The sequence below is a fragment of the Paenibacillus sp. AGC31 genome (assembly GCF_057334655.1).
In genome coordinates, this window is record NZ_JBHFJH010000050.1 from 81,527 (window position 1) to 99,657 (window position 18,131).

Genomic DNA, 18,131 nt, shown 5'->3' on the forward strand with positions numbered 1-18,131 from the left:
GCTGAATGCAGACGTGTACCGGGGTTTGTTTTATATTTTGGTTGTGTAGGCGAGGAGTGGCTACTCATCCTTTAACCTCCGTTGATACAAAATAACAGACACAATTGTTAATACAACCGTCCATATCAAAATAATGAGGAGAGGTTTTAAGAGGTCTCCAATTGTAAAGCCTGTATGGGGTATATTTAGCAAAGTCACAAGTTGAATGCTTGGTGTATAATCCAGCATTTTAAAAATCGGGAAATCTCCAAACAAGATTGTTGCAACAGGAGGAGCAGAAAATACCATTGCTGCAGGAATGATTGATAATGAAGCTTCAAGGACCGTTTTAGAGAATAAACCACATATCGTTCCTACTGCTGTGTATAGAATTATTGAAAGAATGATTGCAATTGCAAATGCCCATATACTAGGTGGCTCATAGCCTAATATATACGTAGCAATAGCCAGAACAATAGCAGACATGACAAAGACTAAGGTGCTTTTACCAACTAATACATCCATCGTTGTGGCTGGAGTCATCATTAATGATCGTAAGGTGTTACGTTCCTTTTCTTCCGCGATCAAACATGCTTGTGCGAAAGAGGTTAAGAGCACAAACGAAATATTTAGAAGAAAACCTATTGCCCCAGGGAAAGAAGGGCCTGCAGTGCGAAAAAGAAATGCGAATAGAATCGGAACAAGCAACATGATGGAAATGCCATAATTGCGTGAAAACTCTTTGTAGTCCTTTACAAATATTGCTCGCGCACGTTTTAACGAGATACTCATAACAGTTCACCTCCTGTCACTTTAATAAAGATATCGCCTAAACTTGGCTCTTTCGATTCCAATCGCTCGATTTAAGCCTCGCTTCATCCAATCGGCAATTTGCTCAGCCGTTCCTTCATTCATCGGGAGCTCGTAGGTTTCCCCGTTTACCAATTCTACACAAACGACGTTTTCCCGATGCTGTTTTCTAAGCGCCTTAGGCGAGCCAATAGCTTGGATTTCTCCTTGATACAAAATCGCTACACGGTCACATAACAATTCTGCTTCTGACATATCGTGTGTCGTTAGAAAAATTGTTGTCCCTTTCTCATTTAAGTAGCGTAGCCCTTTATAAATATGTGTGGAGTTTACCGGATCCAAAGCTGAAGTAGGTTCATCTAAAAATAATAATTCTGGCTCATGGATAATTGCGCATGCCAGCATAACACGCTGACGCATCCCTTTCGATAAGTGGATGACTTTCTTTTTGCGTTCTTCGCTTAAGTTTACAAACTGCAATACTGTATCGATCGAAGTTTTAGGAAGGTCATATAATTGGCGATACAACTCTAGATTTTCATCTATCGATAATCTTTCATATAGACCACTGTTATCTGACAAAATACCAAAGCGCATCTTCTGTGCAGACTGATGCATCATCTCCACTGGCTGGTTAAATACAGTTGCCTGTCCACTTGTCGGATTTAATTGCGCAGTTAAAATCTTAATTAAAGTTGTTTTTCCAGAACCACTTGGACCCAGGAAACCTAAAATTTCACCTTTTGGAATTGAAAAAGATACTTCTGATAATGCATTCTTATTTTTAAATCTTTTTCGAATACGTTCTACTCGGATAACATCCATGCATATCACTTCCTTGGAGTTGATGACTTAAGCATATAAAGATTACATGCCTCCAACCATCGAAATCCGCCGAAATGTAGCTGTCAACGGCTGAACGGTACCATTAGTTGCTGAATTGAATCGATATTTCCCTGGAAATCAAATGTTAAGATGTGTTTTTAATTCTTGTAATTTTGAACGAGATAACGGAACAATCGCATCTTGGCCTGTATTTAATCGCAAGCTGTAGCTATTCTTCGTCCATGTAATAATCTCTCTTACCTTCTGTAGATTAACAATATACGATCGATGACATCTAAAAAATCCGAAGTTAAACAATTTCTGCTCGAGCTCGGTCAGCGTCAGCGCACAGATAAAACTTTCTCCACCTACATGGACAAGAACTGAACCATCCATACTTTCTATGTAATCAATTTCAGGCGGATTAAATAAAATCACTTTGTCATTTTTTTTCGTATAAATCTTCTGCAGGGTTATATTGGCTCGATCTTGTTCCTGCACTGTTTGCTTGTCCTCTTCTGAATCACGAATATCCAACAGATGAAATCCGGATTCATTCAGACGATAAATTGAATCACAGGAAATCATAGCATCCTCTAAATTAGAAGTTAAAATTAAAATCTGTATTTGTTTCGAAAGATCATCTAAAATCCGTTTAAACTGGCGACGATCTTGTTCTTCCAAATAAAAATAGGGTTCCTCCAGTACGAGTGTAGGCTGATGTGCAAAATAAACGCGCAGCAACGTCACATACATTCTTTTTGATGGGCTTAGATGCTTGATTTTTACCTTCTGTTCTTCTTTCAAAGCGAAATAATCCAATAACATAGTGGCACGATCATTCCGCTCTGTTACGTTGATTAGAAAAGTGATTAATTCTTCCACCGTTAATTGTGTATACTCGTTTTGTTGAGCTCGAAGTATGTAATATTGGGAACGATCCTGCAGTTGATTCATTAAAATCTGTTTTCGCTTCAAGTCTGTTATAATGCCAATCGATTGGTTACATGCCATATTTAATTCGATTTTGGGTAAAAATAGTTCCCCATCATGATACACTGGTTGAAATTGCATCTTGCCCTCCTGGTCATCACTTCTTTTGGATAATATGTAACAATTATAATTTTGAAGTAATTTTTTGTCAGCTTCAATTGAAATAATTTAGATCCTCGATCAGGCATATGAATAATGAGCCTCCAGAAATCGGTTGGACGTAGCAGCATTGCATACGAAAAGAGATTGGATACCATGGATATATAAACAAAAAACCACTCCAAATGAATGAACTGCACTCCAATTGTTAGACACAACTACCAATTGGAGGTGCAGTTCAATGGATTAGGGTGGTTTTTAGAGTAGTAGTTTTGTCATAATGAGCGATGGAGCTAGTTGACACTACTCTTGAACAGCAAAAGGAATGTTCAACGAAGTGGGCTCTACAATGGTTTTTCCAGTATCGTAGTCATAGACTTTGTTGAACACAAGTTCAATGGATTCCAACTTATCAGGGTCATCAGTATATACCAAACCGTAATTGGTATTATCAATAACTACGCCATCATACTGATTATAGACATATGATTTTCTCATAAAATTGCGATCTGCGGAGATCGGCTTTCCTGTGTTTGGATGAACGGAGTTTAAGCCGTAAAAACCGATATTCTGATCGGTTGTATTTTCCACAGTGTAGAGGATATTGATATAAGTGATCTTGGAACCGATATCTTCCCGATTTAGAATGGAAATGTTTTTCTGTGAATCCTCAGGAATGTCACTGGCCTCTAATAATTGGGCATGAACAATATGAATGGTTAGTGGGCCACGTTCAAAACGTGTATTCAGAGGCACAGACTTTAGTAATTTCAGATTCCCGCCATAATCAAATATTCCTGTATCGCCAGGTTTGGATAGGATCGGTGACACAACACTTTCAAATAGCCTGTTCTGAAGACTGCTGGCGGCCTGCTCGAATTGATCGAGTTCTGGCTCCCATCCATTATAATTGCGTTCGGACCGGAAAGGTTCTAAACCGGTTTCCATGACTTGTCCAGGAGAAGCATCCATAGGCTGTATTTGATTGATTTCTAGTTGTGTAGAAGTGGCATGATTTGAGCTGCCTGAGCTACCCAGAAGTGCGATAGCGAGCAGTAATTGAACAATAAACATAGGATGAGACACCCTTTCTCTCTAACAATATAATTAAATAAGATCATCAACCCACCTAGTTGTTATCTGAGTATAATATGGCCTGATATGGTATTGGTGGAATAGATTTACGGTCAAAGTAATAATAATCATAGCAAAATGGAGCATTGAGATAATGAGAATAACGACCTAACTTCAGGTAATAGAAGATTGACGAGTGGATATAGTGATTTAGATATAAGGACCCATGCGACAAAGTGGGGATTTCTGTTCGGTAAGGACCAGGGTCGGTTATGAGTGGATACATAGAACCATTTCAGAAGAATAAAAATGAAATTTATCGTAGGAACAGATCGAACAGATTCTACAGGCTGGATCGGTTGTGTTAGAATATAGGAATTATGGAAGTTGGAGGATTGAAGTGGGAATACATAAAGAGTTAAGTCAAATTAGAGCTGAAAACCAATCCACTACAAAACAAGATGTCCTTTCAATTGTAAGTGCGATAACGATCGGAGTGATTTTAGGTTTAGCGGCAAAGCTTGTGGATGCTCAGGGGATTAACCCCATATTTGACGATATTGGTGGGCGTCTAGGTATTTGGATTTTTGTTGCCACACTCATATCGGTTATTAGTTATTCTCCTAAACTAGCAGCAGTTAAGGTATTCTTCTTTTTTGTGTCGTTACTAACTGTTTATTATCTATACACCGTGTTTTTTCTACATTTCGTTCCAATGAAAGAAATTATTTTTTGGGGGATGTGTGCAGTAGTATCTCCGATGTGTGCTTATGTGATGTGGTATGCACGAGGCAATGGAACTGTATCTAGTCTAGTGTTATCCCTTCCAATCACAGCTCTACTGTCCGAAGGGTATCAATTGCGGGACGCTTACTTGCCCGAGCATACTCATTACTATTTGATCCCAATACTTATGGGAATATATCTAATCATGGTCATTATTTTATTATTTATTGTTCCTACGAAAAGACTTAAATCTTTGATTATACTACCAATATCTATAATATTGTCTTTCATCATAATATATTTTGATGTTCTAGGGCGGTTATTCGGTGGCTTGAACGGAGTGTTATAAATGGCTTTAGAGAGATTGTCAAACCAAGTGCGACATTTCCTCTGAACACAATTTATAAGCGATTTTTCAGCACGTAGGCAGTATAGGCGATTACATTAACCAAACTTTACACGAAAGAGTATTTCAATATGATTGCGATTTTGATTTAAAGATTGAGGGTACCAAAGATTTTGGAAATATTGAATAACGTAAGGGTGAATAGAGATGAAGTTTCTAAAGGGATCATTGATTGTACTTGCATTAGTAGTCATAGCTTCTTTCACATCGTATGGCTCATATAAAAAGGATATGAAGGAGCTTGAAGATGGTTTAAGAACGTATTTAATCGTTGAAAAGGGTATGGATGAAAATGATATCATTAGCATCACTGCTCGTCGCAGTAAAATGCCACAGTATCCTGTAGTCGTCAAATTAAAGGACAATCCACAGGAATTTGTATACACCTACAGAGAAGAGCAATGGATGCAACTATGGCCTGATCCATAATTCTTCAATGGTATGTTCTGATATTGTCCGGTTTTATGGAGTGTTACGTCCGGATGGAGTTTAGACAAAAAATCAATCTTTGGATTATATTCATATACGGATTAAATGAATATAGGAGATATTGAGAAATTACCAGATAGGTTACCTACAGAAGTTTTACTGTCTTTGTTCAGGAATGTTTTAAAAGATTTTAAAAATAAGATTCTTGATAAAAAAGTTTTTTTGTTAATCCTATCCGAATTAACAGATCGACAAATCATGACTTATGAGCTTTTAGAGGATAGAACTAGAAATGAAATGGATGTCTTAATGAGAAAGTTATGGAATACTAATTCCTACGAAGATGTAGACATCATACTCTCTATTGTTGTTAACCTTGGTTTAAAGAATTGTTTTATTAAAATTAAAGAGTCTATAAGTGAAGAAGATAGTATAGATTTAATAATTTTAAACGAGATTAAAGAGACAATTATGGAGGTTGGAGATCATATTTCAAATCCATATTATGATTTAGAAAGATTAAACTCACCTAAAAATGAGTTGTAAATGATAAGAAGTAGTAAGCTATGATATAAATTATTAGCAGTTCAAGCACTGAAGATCCTTGAAACCTAATACGAATTTACAAAGTATATATAAAGAAGGATATAATTAGTTACCATTTATGAATTTGTACTCGGTTATATCCATAGAGGGGAGGACGGATATGCCATTTATTGGGGGAATCATTTTAATCTTTATCCTAGCATTTATTCTATGGTCATTAATGTTCCCGCTATTCAATAAAATAGGTAGTAGAGTGTTGAAGCAATACAATAAATTCAAACAAGAGGAGAATGGTGATGAAAAATTCAAAGACGTTTAGAGTAGGGGCGATTGCGGTTGCATCCGTTATTATTGTGGGAGTGTTACTGGTGACCTTCTTTTTAACACGAATTCCTAATGGATATGTTGGGGTCGTGTATTCACCAAATGGAGGCGTAAAAGATAGTACACTGAGTCAAGGGTGGAAACTCGTTGGAGCGTTTGATAAAGTGACAAAATATCCTATCCGAATTCAAACGGTGGAATACAGAGATATTCAGATCGCTACTTCTGACGGGAAAAACATCACAATCGATTTTGCTTACAACTACCAAGTAGAACCAAGTAAAGTATCTTCGATCTTTAATACATTTGGGCCAATTAGCATTCAAGAAATTGAGGATACATATCTCAAAACACGTTTCCGTGATGCAGCTCGTAAAGGTATTTCCAAGTTTACAGTCATTGATGTTTATGGTGAAAAGTCATCCGAAGCAGGCGTAGACGTCGAACAACGTTTTTCTGATGATGTTAAAGAGTTAGGCTTTATTGTATCCAACGTTACCGTAGGTGTTCCTCAGCCTGACGCTAAGACTCAAGAAGCAATCGATAAGCGTGTTGAAGCTTCTCAAGAACTGGAACGTAAAACGACTGAACTGGAGATCGCCAAGAAAGAAGCAGATCGTAAGCGTGTGGAAGCACAGGGTAATGCAGACAAACTATTGATCGAAGCAGAAGGTCAAGCTAAAGCAAATAAAGAGCTTCAGCAATCATTAACAAGTCAACTCGTTGAATATGAAACAATCAAGAAATGGGATGGAGCCCTTCCATATGTAAGTGGGTCAAATACGCCAATGATTCAATTGCCGACTACAAAAACAGAGCAAAATAGCGGCACGGGGAGCGTATCTCCCTAATAGCGGTTTGAGTTGCACGCCTTGCTTTCTCACCAATTGAATGTGTTGAATTCTAATGAACAAGCCGGTCCAATCGTGGGCTGACTTGTTCATTTTGAGTCTTTTCAAAGGTACCATGAGGGATTTAGTTAAGCCATGGCATTGGATTCACCTGTCCAATCCTGTACAATGGATAACGACAAAAACAACGGTAGATTAAGGATGGATCAGCACGATGAGAATTATCATATCACCAGCTAAAAAGATGAAGATTGATACCGATCTTATGGCTATCGCACAGATGCCGCAGTTTATAAACGAGTCAGAACAGCTATTGAGTCTGCTTCAAAAGTTATCCTATGACGAACTCAAAGCGATGTGGAAGTGTAACGATGCAATCGCCGAACAGAACGTGGAACGGATTCAGAATATGAATATAAAAGCAAATCTTACGCCAGCCATCTATGCCTATGAGGGCATTCAGTATCAATATATGGCTCCGGGTGTTTTTCAAAATGAGGAATTAGAGTATCTTCAGCAGCATTTACGCATATTATCCGGTTTTTATGGCATGTTACGGCCTTTGGATGGCGTTACACCTTATCGGTTGGAGATGCAGGGCAAGTTGCAAGGTCCGGGCTTCAAATCGCTCTATCAATTCTGGGGTAGCAAACTCGCAGATCAGCTTCAATCAGAAAGCAACTACATCCTAAATCTAGCTTCCAAAGAGTATAGCAAAAATATTTTACCTTTTCTGAGTGAGGAAACCCGGTTCATTACTTGTGTATTCGGACAAATGGTCAATGGGAAGCTTGTTGAAAAGGCAACCTGGGCCAAGATGGCCAGAGGTGAAATGGTACGTTATATGGCAGAGCATAAGATTACAGATGTGAGGGATGTAAGAAACTTTGATCGGTTGAATTTCGCTTTTTCAGAAGAACGATCCGACGAGAGTACGTTTGTTTTTATACAAGCAGAGGGAAAGTAGCCTACAGTGCAACGGTGGGTTCCTATAAAAAGTCGACCCTTTAAGGTCACAAAGAGAAAAGACGCAGGGGATGTATATCCCTGCGCCTGATCAAGAATTATTAAATCCATGTCCAAAGCTGATGAGCTTTTGGGCTTACTTTCCGTATTCCTCAGGATAGAACCAGGATAGCCAAATCCTCCAATATTCATATTACATCCTTCCAGTTAGCGAACATTAATCCAAGCGGTCCACTGTGTTGGAATATTAATGGAATAGACCGTACCTACAAATTGTCCCCCTGTACTAGGCGCTTCATAAACCCAAGAATGGGCCCAAGCATCTACAACACGGTCACCGTCCAGATCAATAGCTTCAGACCAGTTGTTTGTCATTGTATTGCCGGCGAGTGTGCCGTAGTGACTGCTGTCATAACCGATTTGGAAAGTAATACACTGAATCCAAGCCCCACCATGATCATTGGTCGTGGATAGGGGGTTGTTATTGAAGCCGTAAATTTCTTGACCGCCATTAGGAGATACGACACCATATACATTAATGTGAGATACTTTCGGAGCAGGCGCAAACAGAACTGGACCACCCGCATTATCAGCCTTCTGCGATTCAAATTCAGCTTTAGCCGCTTTCACAGCTTCACGGAATTCTTTGGAATTAATAATTCCTTCCTTTGTCATAGGTTTGGCTTGAGTCATATCACCGTCTGCATAGGCAGCTACATTAAACGAAAGCACTAGAACAAGAATAAGAGCTAAACTAATCAATTTTCTCATAGTAATAAATTCCACCTTTCTTGTTATGGGTATTCTTTAACAAAAACATGCGGATATGATAAATAGACCTGCTTGCAGCTTAAAGCCTCTTTCCCTCCTTTCTTTTAAAGAGATGGTTCTTCCCCTTTTTTCTTTACTGAAAAAGAAATAAAGGAGGGAGAACTCTACAGGCTAGAAAACTCTATGAAGTAGGAATGTATATGTAAAATGAATGCCTGCCAATGATTATGTGTTGCAGACAAAATGTAAAACTCATTTATACGCATTGATATCTTAGTTATGATAGGCTCGGATAGACCTCTTGAAAATATAAGATTCCAAAATAAATATTTAAATTGTAATATATTCCATTTATACAAACATATAGTACACCTAATCATTGGCACAGTCAAGTTTATAAATTAATTCTATTACTTATCAAAAATAGATATTAAAAGACAAAAAAAGCCTAACCCCTCAGTATCTTGAACGAGGAATTTGGCTTATGATCTTCAGCTTAAACAGCCGCGTCCGATTGGTGATTAGAATAATGATTTATTTGTCCATGTATAAGTAATGAATTTTAACATTTGCCCATTCATTTCAAATTCTTTATCACTAGTTTCTGTATACTCGAATCCGTTTTGTTCTAAAACTTTTTGAGATGCTATATTGTTAGTGGTTGTTTTTGCCTTAACTTCTTTTATATCTAAATCAACTATCGTATTAAGTAATAATTTTAATGCTTTTTTAGCAACACCTTTTCCAGTGTGGATTTGTCCCACTCTATAGCCGAGAAATCCTATTTTATCGGAATCATCAATATCAACTAAATTTATTCTTCCTAGAATAGAATTATTTTCGTCTTTTATTAAATAAAAAAAGGAGAGTCCTTTGACTTGTTCATCAAGTAGAGATTCATTCCTTACTTTAAAAACCTCAGGTATGTAATAATCATCTCCTCGAGACGGTACCATTTCTTCGAAAAAAATTCTGTTTTCGATTTCGAATTCATACAAGTCTTCAATATCTGTATCTTTTAACTTCTCAATTACTATATTCATGAATCTTTTCCTCCAATCAACTTTAAGGCTAAATACTACGAATTGCTTATGTAAACTATAATCTGCACTACGATATGTGATTGTTCTAATTCCGCATTTTGTATATGTCGAAAAAACATTGAAATTATTGCAATTAAGTTTTTGTACATCAAGTATAACATCCTATTTCGTTATTCAACATCGCCCCTTGAATCGTCTGTATTCCCTGTGACGAAGGCTTGTTTTTTAGCACGAAACAACTCAGAAAAGGAAGTAGCTTTTACAGTATGGCCCCGATTGGCAGGAAGAGAAAAATGTTTTAACCCAACTATACAGGAAAATAGTTTCTCAATATATGGCAGAGCATAAGATTACAGATGTGAGGGTTGTCAGAAGCTTTGATCGGTTAAACTTTGGTTTTTGAGAAGAGTTATCGGATGGGAGTGCTTATGTTTTCATACAAAAAGAAGTAAAATAGCCTCCTTACAATATGTACAATTATGGGTTGGATGTACATACTGTAAGGAGACACTTGACACGTCCGCAAAGAAACATAACGAATAAGGAAATCTTTACTAATCCCTTAAACGAAATTAAGAAACCTCTAGTAAGAAATGGAGCTGCAACTGCCCTAAAAGATCTTGGCGAAAATAGGGGGCCGATTCTCTAAATGAGACTTTGTAGGCTTGGTAAGACTGAACGAACGGAATAAGAAAGCCCAAAGATGAAGGTGACACACTGCGTAAGTAAGTGAAGCTGATCCATGGAGAAGCCTACTGCAACTTCTTATCGGATAGACAGAAAAGCTTTGATTGGTAATCAAAAACAATCGCAATGAGTACTGTGTTATTAGAAATTCCTAATCGGGTGTGAATAATAGCATTCCAAAGTTGCTGACAATAGGGACTTTCTTAACTCCTGGGTTTGAATTTATTAACTGCAATCAACAAATCATTAAAACCAGGTTGATTAGTTTTAAACCAGTTGATATTTTTAGGACCAATAAAGAAAATTTCTTGATTCTCTAAAATCGAAATATCTTCGAGAATAATATAACCTTGGTTAAATTTATCTCCTATTGTTGGAATTGATGACACAAGTAATTTATTATTAAAAGTTATTTTAAGAATCAATAAAGGCTCATATTGATACTTTTCAAGGTAGATCCAATGGTAGGTTTTGTGTTTCCTTTCCGTAAAACTAAGAATTGAACTCATAAAAATAAAATATGTAATAAAGACAATAATAAAATATAAAGTTGAAAACTCGAAGATATTATTATTCAATAGATAAGTAAGAAATGTAGTAATTAACGTAGCCAATAAAGTTCCAATTGCTGACAAGGTTACAATCTTAGTTATCAATCGGTAAAGATTTTTCTTAGGTGTAAATAAAATTCTTTCATGTTTATTTGATGATAATAATAATATTAAAGAAGTAACACCTACTGGAGAAAGAAGAAAAATTAAAATGGACGACCAGTTATCTTTTAAAGGTTCGAACAATATAATTCACCACGTTTCAATTTTTCTTTTTAAAAGATATATCGGATTTGACTTCAAAGAACTTAAACCCAATTAAGATTTTAGGACGTTTTAATTGACTTCCAATCTTTGATATTGTTAAAACGTTCTAAAGCGGTAAATTAGTAACTGTAAGCAAAATATGATTTATCTCACTTAGGAGGAACATTCATAATTCTGTCGAATTTAATGTCTGAAGGAACTTAATTTACTATTATAGTGAGGAGTGTACCAATGAATACAGGTAAGAATCAGATAATTTCATTTATTAACCTAAAAGGTGGCGTAGGAAAAACTTCAACCGCCATTAATATTGCAGATGTTTTTTCGAGAGATGGAAGCAAAGTTTTAGTTATTGACATGGACCCACAGTTTAATGCAACTCAAGCTTTGTTGAATCATCAATTCAGGCATCATAGAAAAGAAATTGAGGCTGGTTTACTAAATGACACTCTTGAAGAGTTAAAAGAGAAATATGAAGAAATCTCAAACACTACATATGAAGAATCTACAGATGATCAACTTAGTCAAGATGAGAATTATAAAAAAGAAATATCATCACAACTAATATACAATAGATTAAAGGAAAAAAGAGTTACAGTAAGAACACTGTTTACTCATGAAGGCATAGTTGATCCACTACAGAATCCATCTTTAATTTATAGTATAAAAAACAATTTAGATTTAATTCCTGGTGACCTTGATTTGTTCGAATCCTTATATGGTGACACTAGTGGAAAACACAATGTTCTAGAAGATCACATTCAAGCCTTCAAACTTAGAGAAGTATATGATTATATCATCATTGATTGCCCCCCTAACTGGACAATACTTACCCAAGCTAGTTTGTTTGCTTCAGACTATTACATAATTCCAAGTAAGGTAGACTTATTTTCAAGTGTAGGTATCGGCCTATTAGAAAATTTAGTGAAATCAACTTTTTATGAAAATCACGAGAAAAAATCAGCCATCTTAAGGATGTACAGTATGTATAGAAGAGATTTAAATCGTACGACTATTAGATCGTTAGGAGTATTGTTTACATTAACACATGATATGCCAATAGCCAGTAAACTGAAAGAAAGGTTGCAGAGAACAATACCTCAAATTTTTTTCGAGACTGAAATACCATATCAATCGTCAGTACCTTTGAAGTTCTCATTATATGATGAAAGTGGTAGTAAACACGAGGCTTTGAAAAATTCTGTGTCAAGAGCAATTGTTGAAATAAAAGCAAAGATATTGCAGTTGGAGGAAGAAGATGGAGAAGAAAAATGAGAAAAAGAGAGACTTTATTGGAGAATTGAGTGTAATTAACAAAAACAAGTTTTCTCTTCAACAAACTCAAAGTTTGTATTTAGGCATCTTATATGAACTTATATTAAACAAAGAGATTTTTCCTAGAAACAAAGATTTGACTTCTTTCATAAAAGAAGTATTTAAAACGGAGTTTAACGAGTATTTATTTAAAGCTAGGCCATATTTAGCATCTAGGTTGCTAAAGCATGTGTTTGAACAGTATGACTCGTTAATGATTTCAGCTTCTATAAAACTTGTAATATTATACTTGCAGCAAGAAAAAACAGAAAATAATTCGGATTTAAGAGGAAAAAAATCTATAAACAACATAGAAGACGATGTGGTAGGGTGGTTTAATTCAGTTAGTAAAGGAAGTAATGAAAATTGAGTAGTTTAATTAGTACAATGGAACAAGAGTTTGAAAAGTTACAACAAATGGATGGGATGAAGATTGAGTTCATTGAAAAAAATAAGGTTCTCATGAGGAAGATTTTTGGATATATTTTTGTGCTAAATTATCTGAAGAATAAAGCTGAGACAAAAAGATATTTTAATATTGAGTTTCATATGACATTTTCATTATTATTGGAATCAATCTATGCGCTTTTATCTGGACAATGTCGAGCGGCGCTACTTTTACTCAGATCAGCACAAGAAGCAAATTATAAGTTCGTACTGGAAAGAGAAAGGCAGTTAATGTCAGATAAAGATCCGACTATCTTATTTGAATCTTTAGATTACAGATTTGGAGAAACAAAAAGGAAATTTGCCGAAGATTTACATCGTTGTTTAGATGACAATAAATTTAAAGAGTACTTTACTTCACTAGATAGAGGGTTAACTTTATACAAGGAATTAAGCGCTATTGTTCATTCAGGCACTAAATCCTTACCTGTAATTAGTGTTGAATATTTTTCCCATCTACATGAAGAAACAATTATAGACAGTGATAAGTTTTTTGAGTTATTTATTTCTGTTCTGAATAATATTTTTATATTAAATTATTTTATGTTACGTGAGAGTCTGCAAAATTGGGATTACTATTCTCTTTACAACTTATTAAATCTTTTACATGGGGATAAAAGGACTAAAACTTTAATTTCGATTGTGAAGCATAATTAGTTTATTCAAATCTCCAGGTTAGTAAGTATGTACTGGGAATTTGTGTGTAAAGAAAGAAACTTAGCAAGTGTCTCCTTAACATGACCGCAATAGACGGCTGGCAATAATTTTCAACTTAAGTTGAGAGATGAATTTTTAGTTATTAAAAAATTATAGTTATAAGCTTTTAGTTCTATCCACAGTAGACTAAGAAATTTAGCGGTTTTCCCGCTAAATTCGCATCTCACCTCATCTCTTAATGTACAATTTTCCTGAGGTGATCTTATCATGAAGGATAACATGTCAAACCTGATCGAAGATTTGTTTCACGGGAACCTGAGGTTGGACGAGTCGATTCATCCTGAGCAAGCTGAGTATCAGGAGATCAATCGCCAGATATCGGACCTGATGCAGGACTACAAAACACAGCTTACGGGGAACGAGTACGATGCTCTGGAACAACTGATAGACTTAATCGGACAATCCACATCTATGTATGTGGAAGCAGCGTTTGAGCAAGGTTTTCGCACAGGCGGCAGACTGATGATTGAGGTTTTAGCCAAGCCGTGAGTATTTATCTATCTACCTCATAAGCCAGCGGCAGACAATACAAAGCAATTCAAAAATCCCCTCCTCCATTACCACCGATCAGGCTGGAATGGGGAGAGGGGACTTTGCTTTTAAATTATTCTTTTATCTTATTACTTACCACCTACCGCGCCCCAATATTCTTACCCGCTGGCGTACCGGACCCTACCAAATCACTGCCACCCGCAAGATTCAGAAAATTGCCCAAGACAGGTGTTCCGTCCGCGCTACGTGTTACCGAAGGCACGAGGGAGACAAAGTCGGCTGCGCTGGCGAGCAGGCCTTTGGCGTTCTCGCTTTTTTTGTTCTTCCACCAGACGTTGGTGCTGCTGACGTCGGTTCCGCTCGTTTTGTCACTGGCGCCACCTTGGAAGGACAGGTTGTTGGTGAAGATATGGGTGCCTTTATCGAAGGCAAAGTTGCTTTGCCCGTTGTTCCAGGAGGTGTTATTTTTCATCTGAATCGAACCGGGATTGCTGTTGTAGGTGAAGCCGTGCTTTTTGTTATTAAACGCAATGCTGTTCTCCACAATGTGATTCACCGCAATCTTCTCGCCGCCGAGCTTGAAGCCGTTGCCATCACTGTTGGAGGTAGAGGTGCCATCTGATGTTGCCCCGTTCGCATAGGCGATGCTGTTGCGGATCGTGACCGGGCCGATGGCGCCTGTATCTGTTTTGCTATACAGATCCCAGCCATCGTCCACGTTATAGGCCGCAATACAACCGTCGAAGACGTTGCCTGGACCTACGGTCAGTTTGGCCGCAAAACCGTCTGCATCCTCGCCGTCATCCGGATCATAGTTGTTGTGGGAGTAGGAACGAATCACTTCATTATATGCAGGCCATTCACTCTTGGCGGCTGTGGAAGCATAACGTCCCATTTGAATACCCGTATCCCGGTTGTGATGAGCTTCAATCTGCTCCAGACGGTTGTAACTACCTCCGATGAAGATGCCGTTGTCGCCAGCACCCTTCACCTCAAGCCCTTTGACGAACCAGTAGTCTCCGAACATTTGCAGTCCACGATTGGTGGAAGCGAAGGCCTGGGCTGAGAAATCAAATACCGGTTTTTCCGATCCATACGCCACCAGGTTTTTGCGCTGGCTCGTTGTGCCGCTATTGCCACGCTCAATGGTAATGGTTTCGGAGAAACTGTAAGTACCGCCGCGCAGATAGATGGTCTTGCCTGGGGCGATCTGGGTTAATGCGTTAGCCAGTGACGTAGGGCTGTTGATCGTACCCGGATTGCTGGCCGAACCGTTAGGAGACACATACAGATCACCCGCAGCAAGTGCGAGATTCGAAGTCGCCACCGATTCAGAGGGATTTTGCAAGCTGCTCTCGATCAGCTCTTCAGCACCAGCCGATCCACCACCAATCAATAATAGAGGGAACGCGGCACTCAGACAGATCTGGGCCATTTTCGATTTCAGAGAACGTTCGGATCGTACAGATGCATGAGTGGATGTAGATGGGAATAATTTCATTACGCAAACCTCCTTGGTTAATTGGGAATAGAATGAAGATCATGTGGTAGCCGTGTACCAGACCGTTACCCATGAGATAGGTCATGCCGGCTGGCTAGATGCAATCTCTAGGACACAGCTTTATGGTAAATGTTGTAAGCGTTATCATCAATAATCATCTGATCAGATGGAGGTACATGCAGGCAGGTCAGGCCTGCAAGCTTCCAATGCCTTTAATATCACGTGAATTATGTAATCTTTCCATTGGGTGATAGCTCTCATTTAACGAAGAATCATCTGAAATGAACGTATAGAAGTACACTTTTCCATCCCACGAGCACAAGTCTTACCTTCGATCCACTCATATGAACTTCTTTTAATTTAAAATACATAGCTGCATGCATCCTGAAGTGGAGATTACACTCAAGCTAGTCATGAAAAAGCCCTGATGGCAGTTGCAACCGGCAACTTGACGATCAGGGCTATGCTTAATCCAGAACGTAATCTGCATATCCAAAATACTCACATATACTAACGTTGTCAGACTCATCAATCATCAGTCTAAACGCTGTCAATCTACCTTAATAACCGTCCGTCTCACGACTGCGTTTCTCTGCTTGCTCGACACTTGGTTCATGTTTCGGTTGGACCGTTGCACTATCATCGGTTGGAACAGAGGCTAACCCTTCAGAGACGCGCCGACCGTAATCCGCATCCGCTTGGGTGAAGTAAGAGATCATGCGCTCCCGGATATCCGGTTTGCATTGCGCCAATGCGCCAACCATATTGCTGATCAGTTCATCCCGCTCCCAATCCTCGAATGCCCGGTACGTATCTCCTGCCTGACCAAAGTCATTCGTACGTTCAATCTTCTCGCGGACAAGTCGACCTTCCACCAATGGTTCATGTTCCTTGCCACGAGGGGTTGCTTCCTTTAAGCCACCAAGCGACGAAGGTTCGTAGTTCACATGCGGATTCTGACCCGGTGCACGATCCACTTGATACTGCATCTGCCCACCGCTCTGATTCGTCGCTACCCGGTTCTTCGGTGCATTCACAGGCAATTGCAGGTAGTTTGCACCCACCCGGTGACGCTGGGTATCTGAATAGGAGAAGGTGCGCCCTTGCAGCAGTTTGTCATCTGAGAAATCCAGCCCGTCCACCAGGACACCTGTCCCGAACGCCGCTTGCTCCACTTCATTGAAATAATCCTCGGGATTACGGTTCAACGTCATTTTGCCCACAGGTAGAAAAGGAAACTGGTCCTGCGGCCACAACTTGGTTGGGTCGAGTGGGTCAAAGTCCAGCTCTGGATGTTCGCCATCTTCCATCACCTGAACGCACAGTTCCCATTCGGGATAGTCACCTTGTTCAATAGCGTGATAGAGATCCAACGTCGCATGATTGAAGTTCAGTCCCTGAATCTCGGTCGCGTCTTTTTGCAGCAGGTTGCGTATCCCTTGATTGAGCGGTTCCCAGTGATATTTGATGAGCACGCCCGTGCCTTCCTGATTGACCCATTTGTATGTATTAACGCCCGAGCCTTGCATCTGCCGATAATTGGCCGGAATTCCCCATGGAGAGAAGAGGAATGTCACCATATGGGTAGCTTCAGGGCTCAGCGAGACAAAATCGAAAAACCGCTCCATATCCTGTGCATTGGTTAACGGGTCGGGTTTGAAGGCGTGTACCATATCCGGGAATTTGAGCGGGTCGCGAATGAAAAAGATTTTCAGATTGTTACCCACCAGATCCCAGTTGCCATCTTCGGTATAGAATTTTACAGCAAATCCGCGCGGGTCCCGCAGTGTCTCCGGTGAATGTCCGCCATGTATAACGGTGGAGAAGCGCACAAATACGGGCGTTTGTTTGCCTTTTTCCTGGAACAGACGTGCACGTGTGTACTTCGATACCGGTTCATCCCCGGCCGTTCCATACGCTTCAAATACGCCATGAGCGCCAGCGCCGCGGGCATGAACCACCCGTTCTGGAATACGTTCACGGTCGAAGTGAGTAATCTTTTCGAGAAAATGATAGTTCTCCAGCGTAGTCGGTCCGCGGCTGCCAACGGTTCGTACATTCTGATTGTCCGTGATCGGATGACCTTGTCGATCCGTTAATGTCTCAGCTGATTTGTCTGAGGAATGCTCTGGTTGTGAAGACTGATGATTCATGGGTTGGAGCACCGCCTTTCCTTAAAGTAGATTCCTGTATATATTTTCCCTGAAAATTGGTTCTATACATTCAACCTCGCAAATAACCTAACAAAAAAAAGCTTGTCACGAACCTTACTGCGTGAGATAATTAACTTTTGCCCTGCGGCCTTTTTTGAAC

General features: G+C 38.9%; 18 protein-coding genes and 1 pseudogene. 10 read left to right on the plus strand and 9 right to left on the minus strand.

What is annotated here, in order from left to right; translation table 11 throughout:
- Nucleotides 1-60: 60 nt before the first annotated feature.
- From ACE04G_RS30315 to ACE04G_RS30330, 4 genes and pseudogenes are all read right to left on the minus strand, one after another.
- A complete protein-coding gene (locus tag ACE04G_RS30315; RefSeq protein ID WP_449005374.1) occupies nt 61-771 on the minus strand; it encodes an ABC transporter permease in 711 nt (236 codons plus the stop codon).
- Nucleotides 768-1,614: pseudogene (locus ACE04G_RS30320) on the minus strand (ABC transporter ATP-binding protein). The gene ACE04G_RS30315 and the pseudogene ACE04G_RS30320 overlap by 4 nt, the downstream one beginning before the upstream one ends.
- Nucleotides 1,615-1,752: 138 nt before the next feature.
- Nucleotides 1,753-2,688, minus strand: a complete 936-nt coding sequence (locus tag ACE04G_RS30325; protein ID WP_449005375.1) for a LytTR family transcriptional regulator DNA-binding domain-containing protein — start codon at nt 2,686-2,688, stop codon at nt 1,753-1,755.
- Nucleotides 2,689-3,009: 321 nt separating this feature from the next.
- A complete protein-coding gene (locus ACE04G_RS30330) occupies nt 3,010-3,780 on the minus strand; it encodes a hypothetical protein (RefSeq protein ID WP_253501702.1) in 771 nt (256 codons plus the stop codon).
- Nucleotides 3,781-4,180: 400 nt separating this feature from the next.
- Between ACE04G_RS30330 and ACE04G_RS30335 the strand changes: the two genes are divergently transcribed.
- The 6 genes from ACE04G_RS30335 to yaaA all read left to right on the plus strand — a co-directional run bounded on the left by ACE04G_RS30335 (nt 4,181) and on the right by yaaA (nt 8,029).
- A complete protein-coding gene (locus ACE04G_RS30335; protein ID WP_449005376.1) occupies nt 4,181-4,855 on the plus strand; it encodes a hypothetical protein in 675 nt (224 codons plus the stop codon).
- Between the two features lie 204 nt (nt 4,856-5,059).
- Complete coding sequence (locus ACE04G_RS30340; protein ID WP_449005377.1) at nt 5,060-5,341, plus strand: hypothetical protein; 282 nt, start codon at nt 5,060-5,062, stop codon at nt 5,339-5,341.
- A 105-nt stretch (nt 5,342-5,446) separates the two neighbouring features.
- The gene (locus ACE04G_RS30345; RefSeq protein ID WP_449005378.1) at nt 5,447-5,887 is read left to right on the plus strand and encodes a hypothetical protein; all 441 of its coding nucleotides are present in this window, start codon (nt 5,447-5,449) and stop codon (nt 5,885-5,887) included.
- A 160-nt stretch (nt 5,888-6,047) separates the two neighbouring features.
- A complete protein-coding gene (locus tag ACE04G_RS30350; RefSeq protein WP_486095458.1) occupies nt 6,048-6,206 on the plus strand; it encodes a hypothetical protein in 159 nt (52 codons plus the stop codon).
- Nucleotides 6,184-7,062 carry a prohibitin family protein gene (locus ACE04G_RS30355; RefSeq protein ID WP_449005379.1) on the plus strand — a complete coding sequence of 293 codons (879 nt, stop codon included), beginning with the start codon at nt 6,184-6,186 and terminating at the stop codon, nt 7,060-7,062. Before ACE04G_RS30350 ends, ACE04G_RS30355 begins: the two co-directional genes overlap by 23 nt.
- A gap of 214 nt (nt 7,063-7,276) precedes the next feature.
- Nucleotides 7,277-8,029: a peroxide stress protein YaaA gene (gene yaaA, locus ACE04G_RS30360; RefSeq protein WP_449005380.1), complete on the plus strand. Its 753-nt coding sequence runs from the start codon at nt 7,277-7,279 to the stop codon at nt 8,027-8,029.
- A 206-nt stretch (nt 8,030-8,235) separates the two neighbouring features.
- Here yaaA and ACE04G_RS30365 read toward each other — a convergent pair whose 3' ends face one another.
- From ACE04G_RS30365 to ACE04G_RS30375, 3 genes are all read right to left on the minus strand, one after another.
- Nucleotides 8,236-8,799 carry a DUF4879 domain-containing protein gene (locus ACE04G_RS30365; protein WP_449005381.1) on the minus strand — a complete coding sequence of 188 codons (564 nt, stop codon included), beginning with the start codon at nt 8,797-8,799 and terminating at the stop codon, nt 8,236-8,238.
- Between the two features lie 521 nt (nt 8,800-9,320).
- Nucleotides 9,321-9,842, minus strand: a complete 522-nt coding sequence (locus ACE04G_RS30370; protein WP_449005382.1) for a GNAT family N-acetyltransferase — start codon at nt 9,840-9,842, stop codon at nt 9,321-9,323.
- Nucleotides 9,843-10,732: 890 nt separating this feature from the next.
- Nucleotides 10,733-11,326 (minus strand): hypothetical protein, encoded by a 594-nt coding sequence (locus ACE04G_RS30375; RefSeq protein WP_449005383.1) that lies wholly within the window; start codon nt 11,324-11,326, stop codon nt 10,733-10,735.
- A gap of 252 nt (nt 11,327-11,578) precedes the next feature.
- Here ACE04G_RS30375 and ACE04G_RS30380 point away from each other — a divergent pair, with 252 nt between their 5' ends.
- The 4 genes from ACE04G_RS30380 to ACE04G_RS30395 all read left to right on the plus strand — a co-directional run bounded on the left by ACE04G_RS30380 (nt 11,579) and on the right by ACE04G_RS30395 (nt 14,314).
- Nucleotides 11,579-12,622: a ParA family protein gene (locus ACE04G_RS30380; protein WP_076333288.1), complete on the plus strand. Its 1,044-nt coding sequence runs from the start codon at nt 11,579-11,581 to the stop codon at nt 12,620-12,622.
- Entirely contained in the window at nt 12,606-13,031 is a 426-nt protein-coding gene (locus ACE04G_RS30385; RefSeq protein ID WP_192134064.1) for a hypothetical protein, read from the plus strand. Before ACE04G_RS30380 ends, ACE04G_RS30385 begins: the two co-directional genes overlap by 17 nt.
- Nucleotides 13,028-13,765 (plus strand): hypothetical protein, encoded by a 738-nt coding sequence (locus tag ACE04G_RS30390; protein ID WP_449005384.1) that lies wholly within the window; start codon nt 13,028-13,030, stop codon nt 13,763-13,765. Before ACE04G_RS30385 ends, ACE04G_RS30390 begins: the two co-directional genes overlap by 4 nt.
- Before the next feature lie 267 nt (nt 13,766-14,032).
- Complete coding sequence (locus ACE04G_RS30395) at nt 14,033-14,314, plus strand: DUF6809 family protein (protein WP_421886212.1); 282 nt, start codon at nt 14,033-14,035, stop codon at nt 14,312-14,314.
- Nucleotides 14,315-14,456: 142 nt separating this feature from the next.
- Here ACE04G_RS30395 and ACE04G_RS30400 read toward each other — a convergent pair whose 3' ends face one another.
- Complete coding sequence (locus ACE04G_RS30400) at nt 14,457-15,818, minus strand: right-handed parallel beta-helix repeat-containing protein (RefSeq protein ID WP_449005385.1); 1,362 nt, start codon at nt 15,816-15,818, stop codon at nt 14,457-14,459.
- Between the two features lie 560 nt (nt 15,819-16,378).
- Nucleotides 16,379-17,971, minus strand: coding sequence for a catalase (locus tag ACE04G_RS30405; protein ID WP_445252478.1), 1,593 nt, complete (start codon nt 17,969-17,971; stop codon nt 16,379-16,381).
- Nucleotides 17,972-18,131: the final 160 nt, after the last annotated feature.

What these genes read in the sequence shown, in the direction of transcription:
- ACE04G_RS30315 (WP_449005374.1), bottom strand. Translation starts at nt 771, where the DNA reads ATGAGTATCTCGTTAAAACGTGCGCGAGCAATATTTGTAAAGGACTAC.
- ACE04G_RS30325 (WP_449005375.1), bottom strand. Translation starts at nt 2,688, where the DNA reads ATGCAATTTCAACCAGTGTATCATGATGGGGAACTATTTTTACCCAAA.
- ACE04G_RS30330 (WP_253501702.1), bottom strand. Translation starts at nt 3,780, where the DNA reads ATGTTTATTGTTCAATTACTGCTCGCTATCGCACTTCTGGGTAGCTCA.
- ACE04G_RS30340 (WP_449005377.1), top strand. Translation starts at nt 5,060, where the DNA reads ATGAAGTTTCTAAAGGGATCATTGATTGTACTTGCATTAGTAGTCATA.
- ACE04G_RS30345 (WP_449005378.1), top strand. Translation starts at nt 5,447, where the DNA reads ATGAATATAGGAGATATTGAGAAATTACCAGATAGGTTACCTACAGAA.
- ACE04G_RS30350 (WP_486095458.1), top strand. Translation starts at nt 6,048, where the DNA reads ATGCCATTTATTGGGGGAATCATTTTAATCTTTATCCTAGCATTTATT.
- ACE04G_RS30355 (WP_449005379.1), top strand. Translation starts at nt 6,184, where the DNA reads ATGAAAAATTCAAAGACGTTTAGAGTAGGGGCGATTGCGGTTGCATCC.
- yaaA (WP_449005380.1), top strand. Translation starts at nt 7,277, where the DNA reads ATGAGAATTATCATATCACCAGCTAAAAAGATGAAGATTGATACCGAT.
- ACE04G_RS30365 (WP_449005381.1), bottom strand. Translation starts at nt 8,799, where the DNA reads ATGAGAAAATTGATTAGTTTAGCTCTTATTCTTGTTCTAGTGCTTTCG.
- ACE04G_RS30370 (WP_449005382.1), bottom strand. Translation starts at nt 9,842, where the DNA reads ATGAATATAGTAATTGAGAAGTTAAAAGATACAGATATTGAAGACTTG.
- ACE04G_RS30380 (WP_076333288.1), top strand. Translation starts at nt 11,579, where the DNA reads ATGAATACAGGTAAGAATCAGATAATTTCATTTATTAACCTAAAAGGT.
- ACE04G_RS30385 (WP_192134064.1), top strand. Translation starts at nt 12,606, where the DNA reads ATGGAGAAGAAAAATGAGAAAAAGAGAGACTTTATTGGAGAATTGAGT.
- ACE04G_RS30395 (WP_421886212.1), top strand. Translation starts at nt 14,033, where the DNA reads ATGAAGGATAACATGTCAAACCTGATCGAAGATTTGTTTCACGGGAAC.
- ACE04G_RS30400 (WP_449005385.1), bottom strand. Translation starts at nt 15,818, where the DNA reads ATGAAATTATTCCCATCTACATCCACTCATGCATCTGTACGATCCGAA.
- ACE04G_RS30405 (WP_445252478.1), bottom strand. Translation starts at nt 17,971, where the DNA reads ATGAATCATCAGTCTTCACAACCAGAGCATTCCTCAGACAAATCAGCT.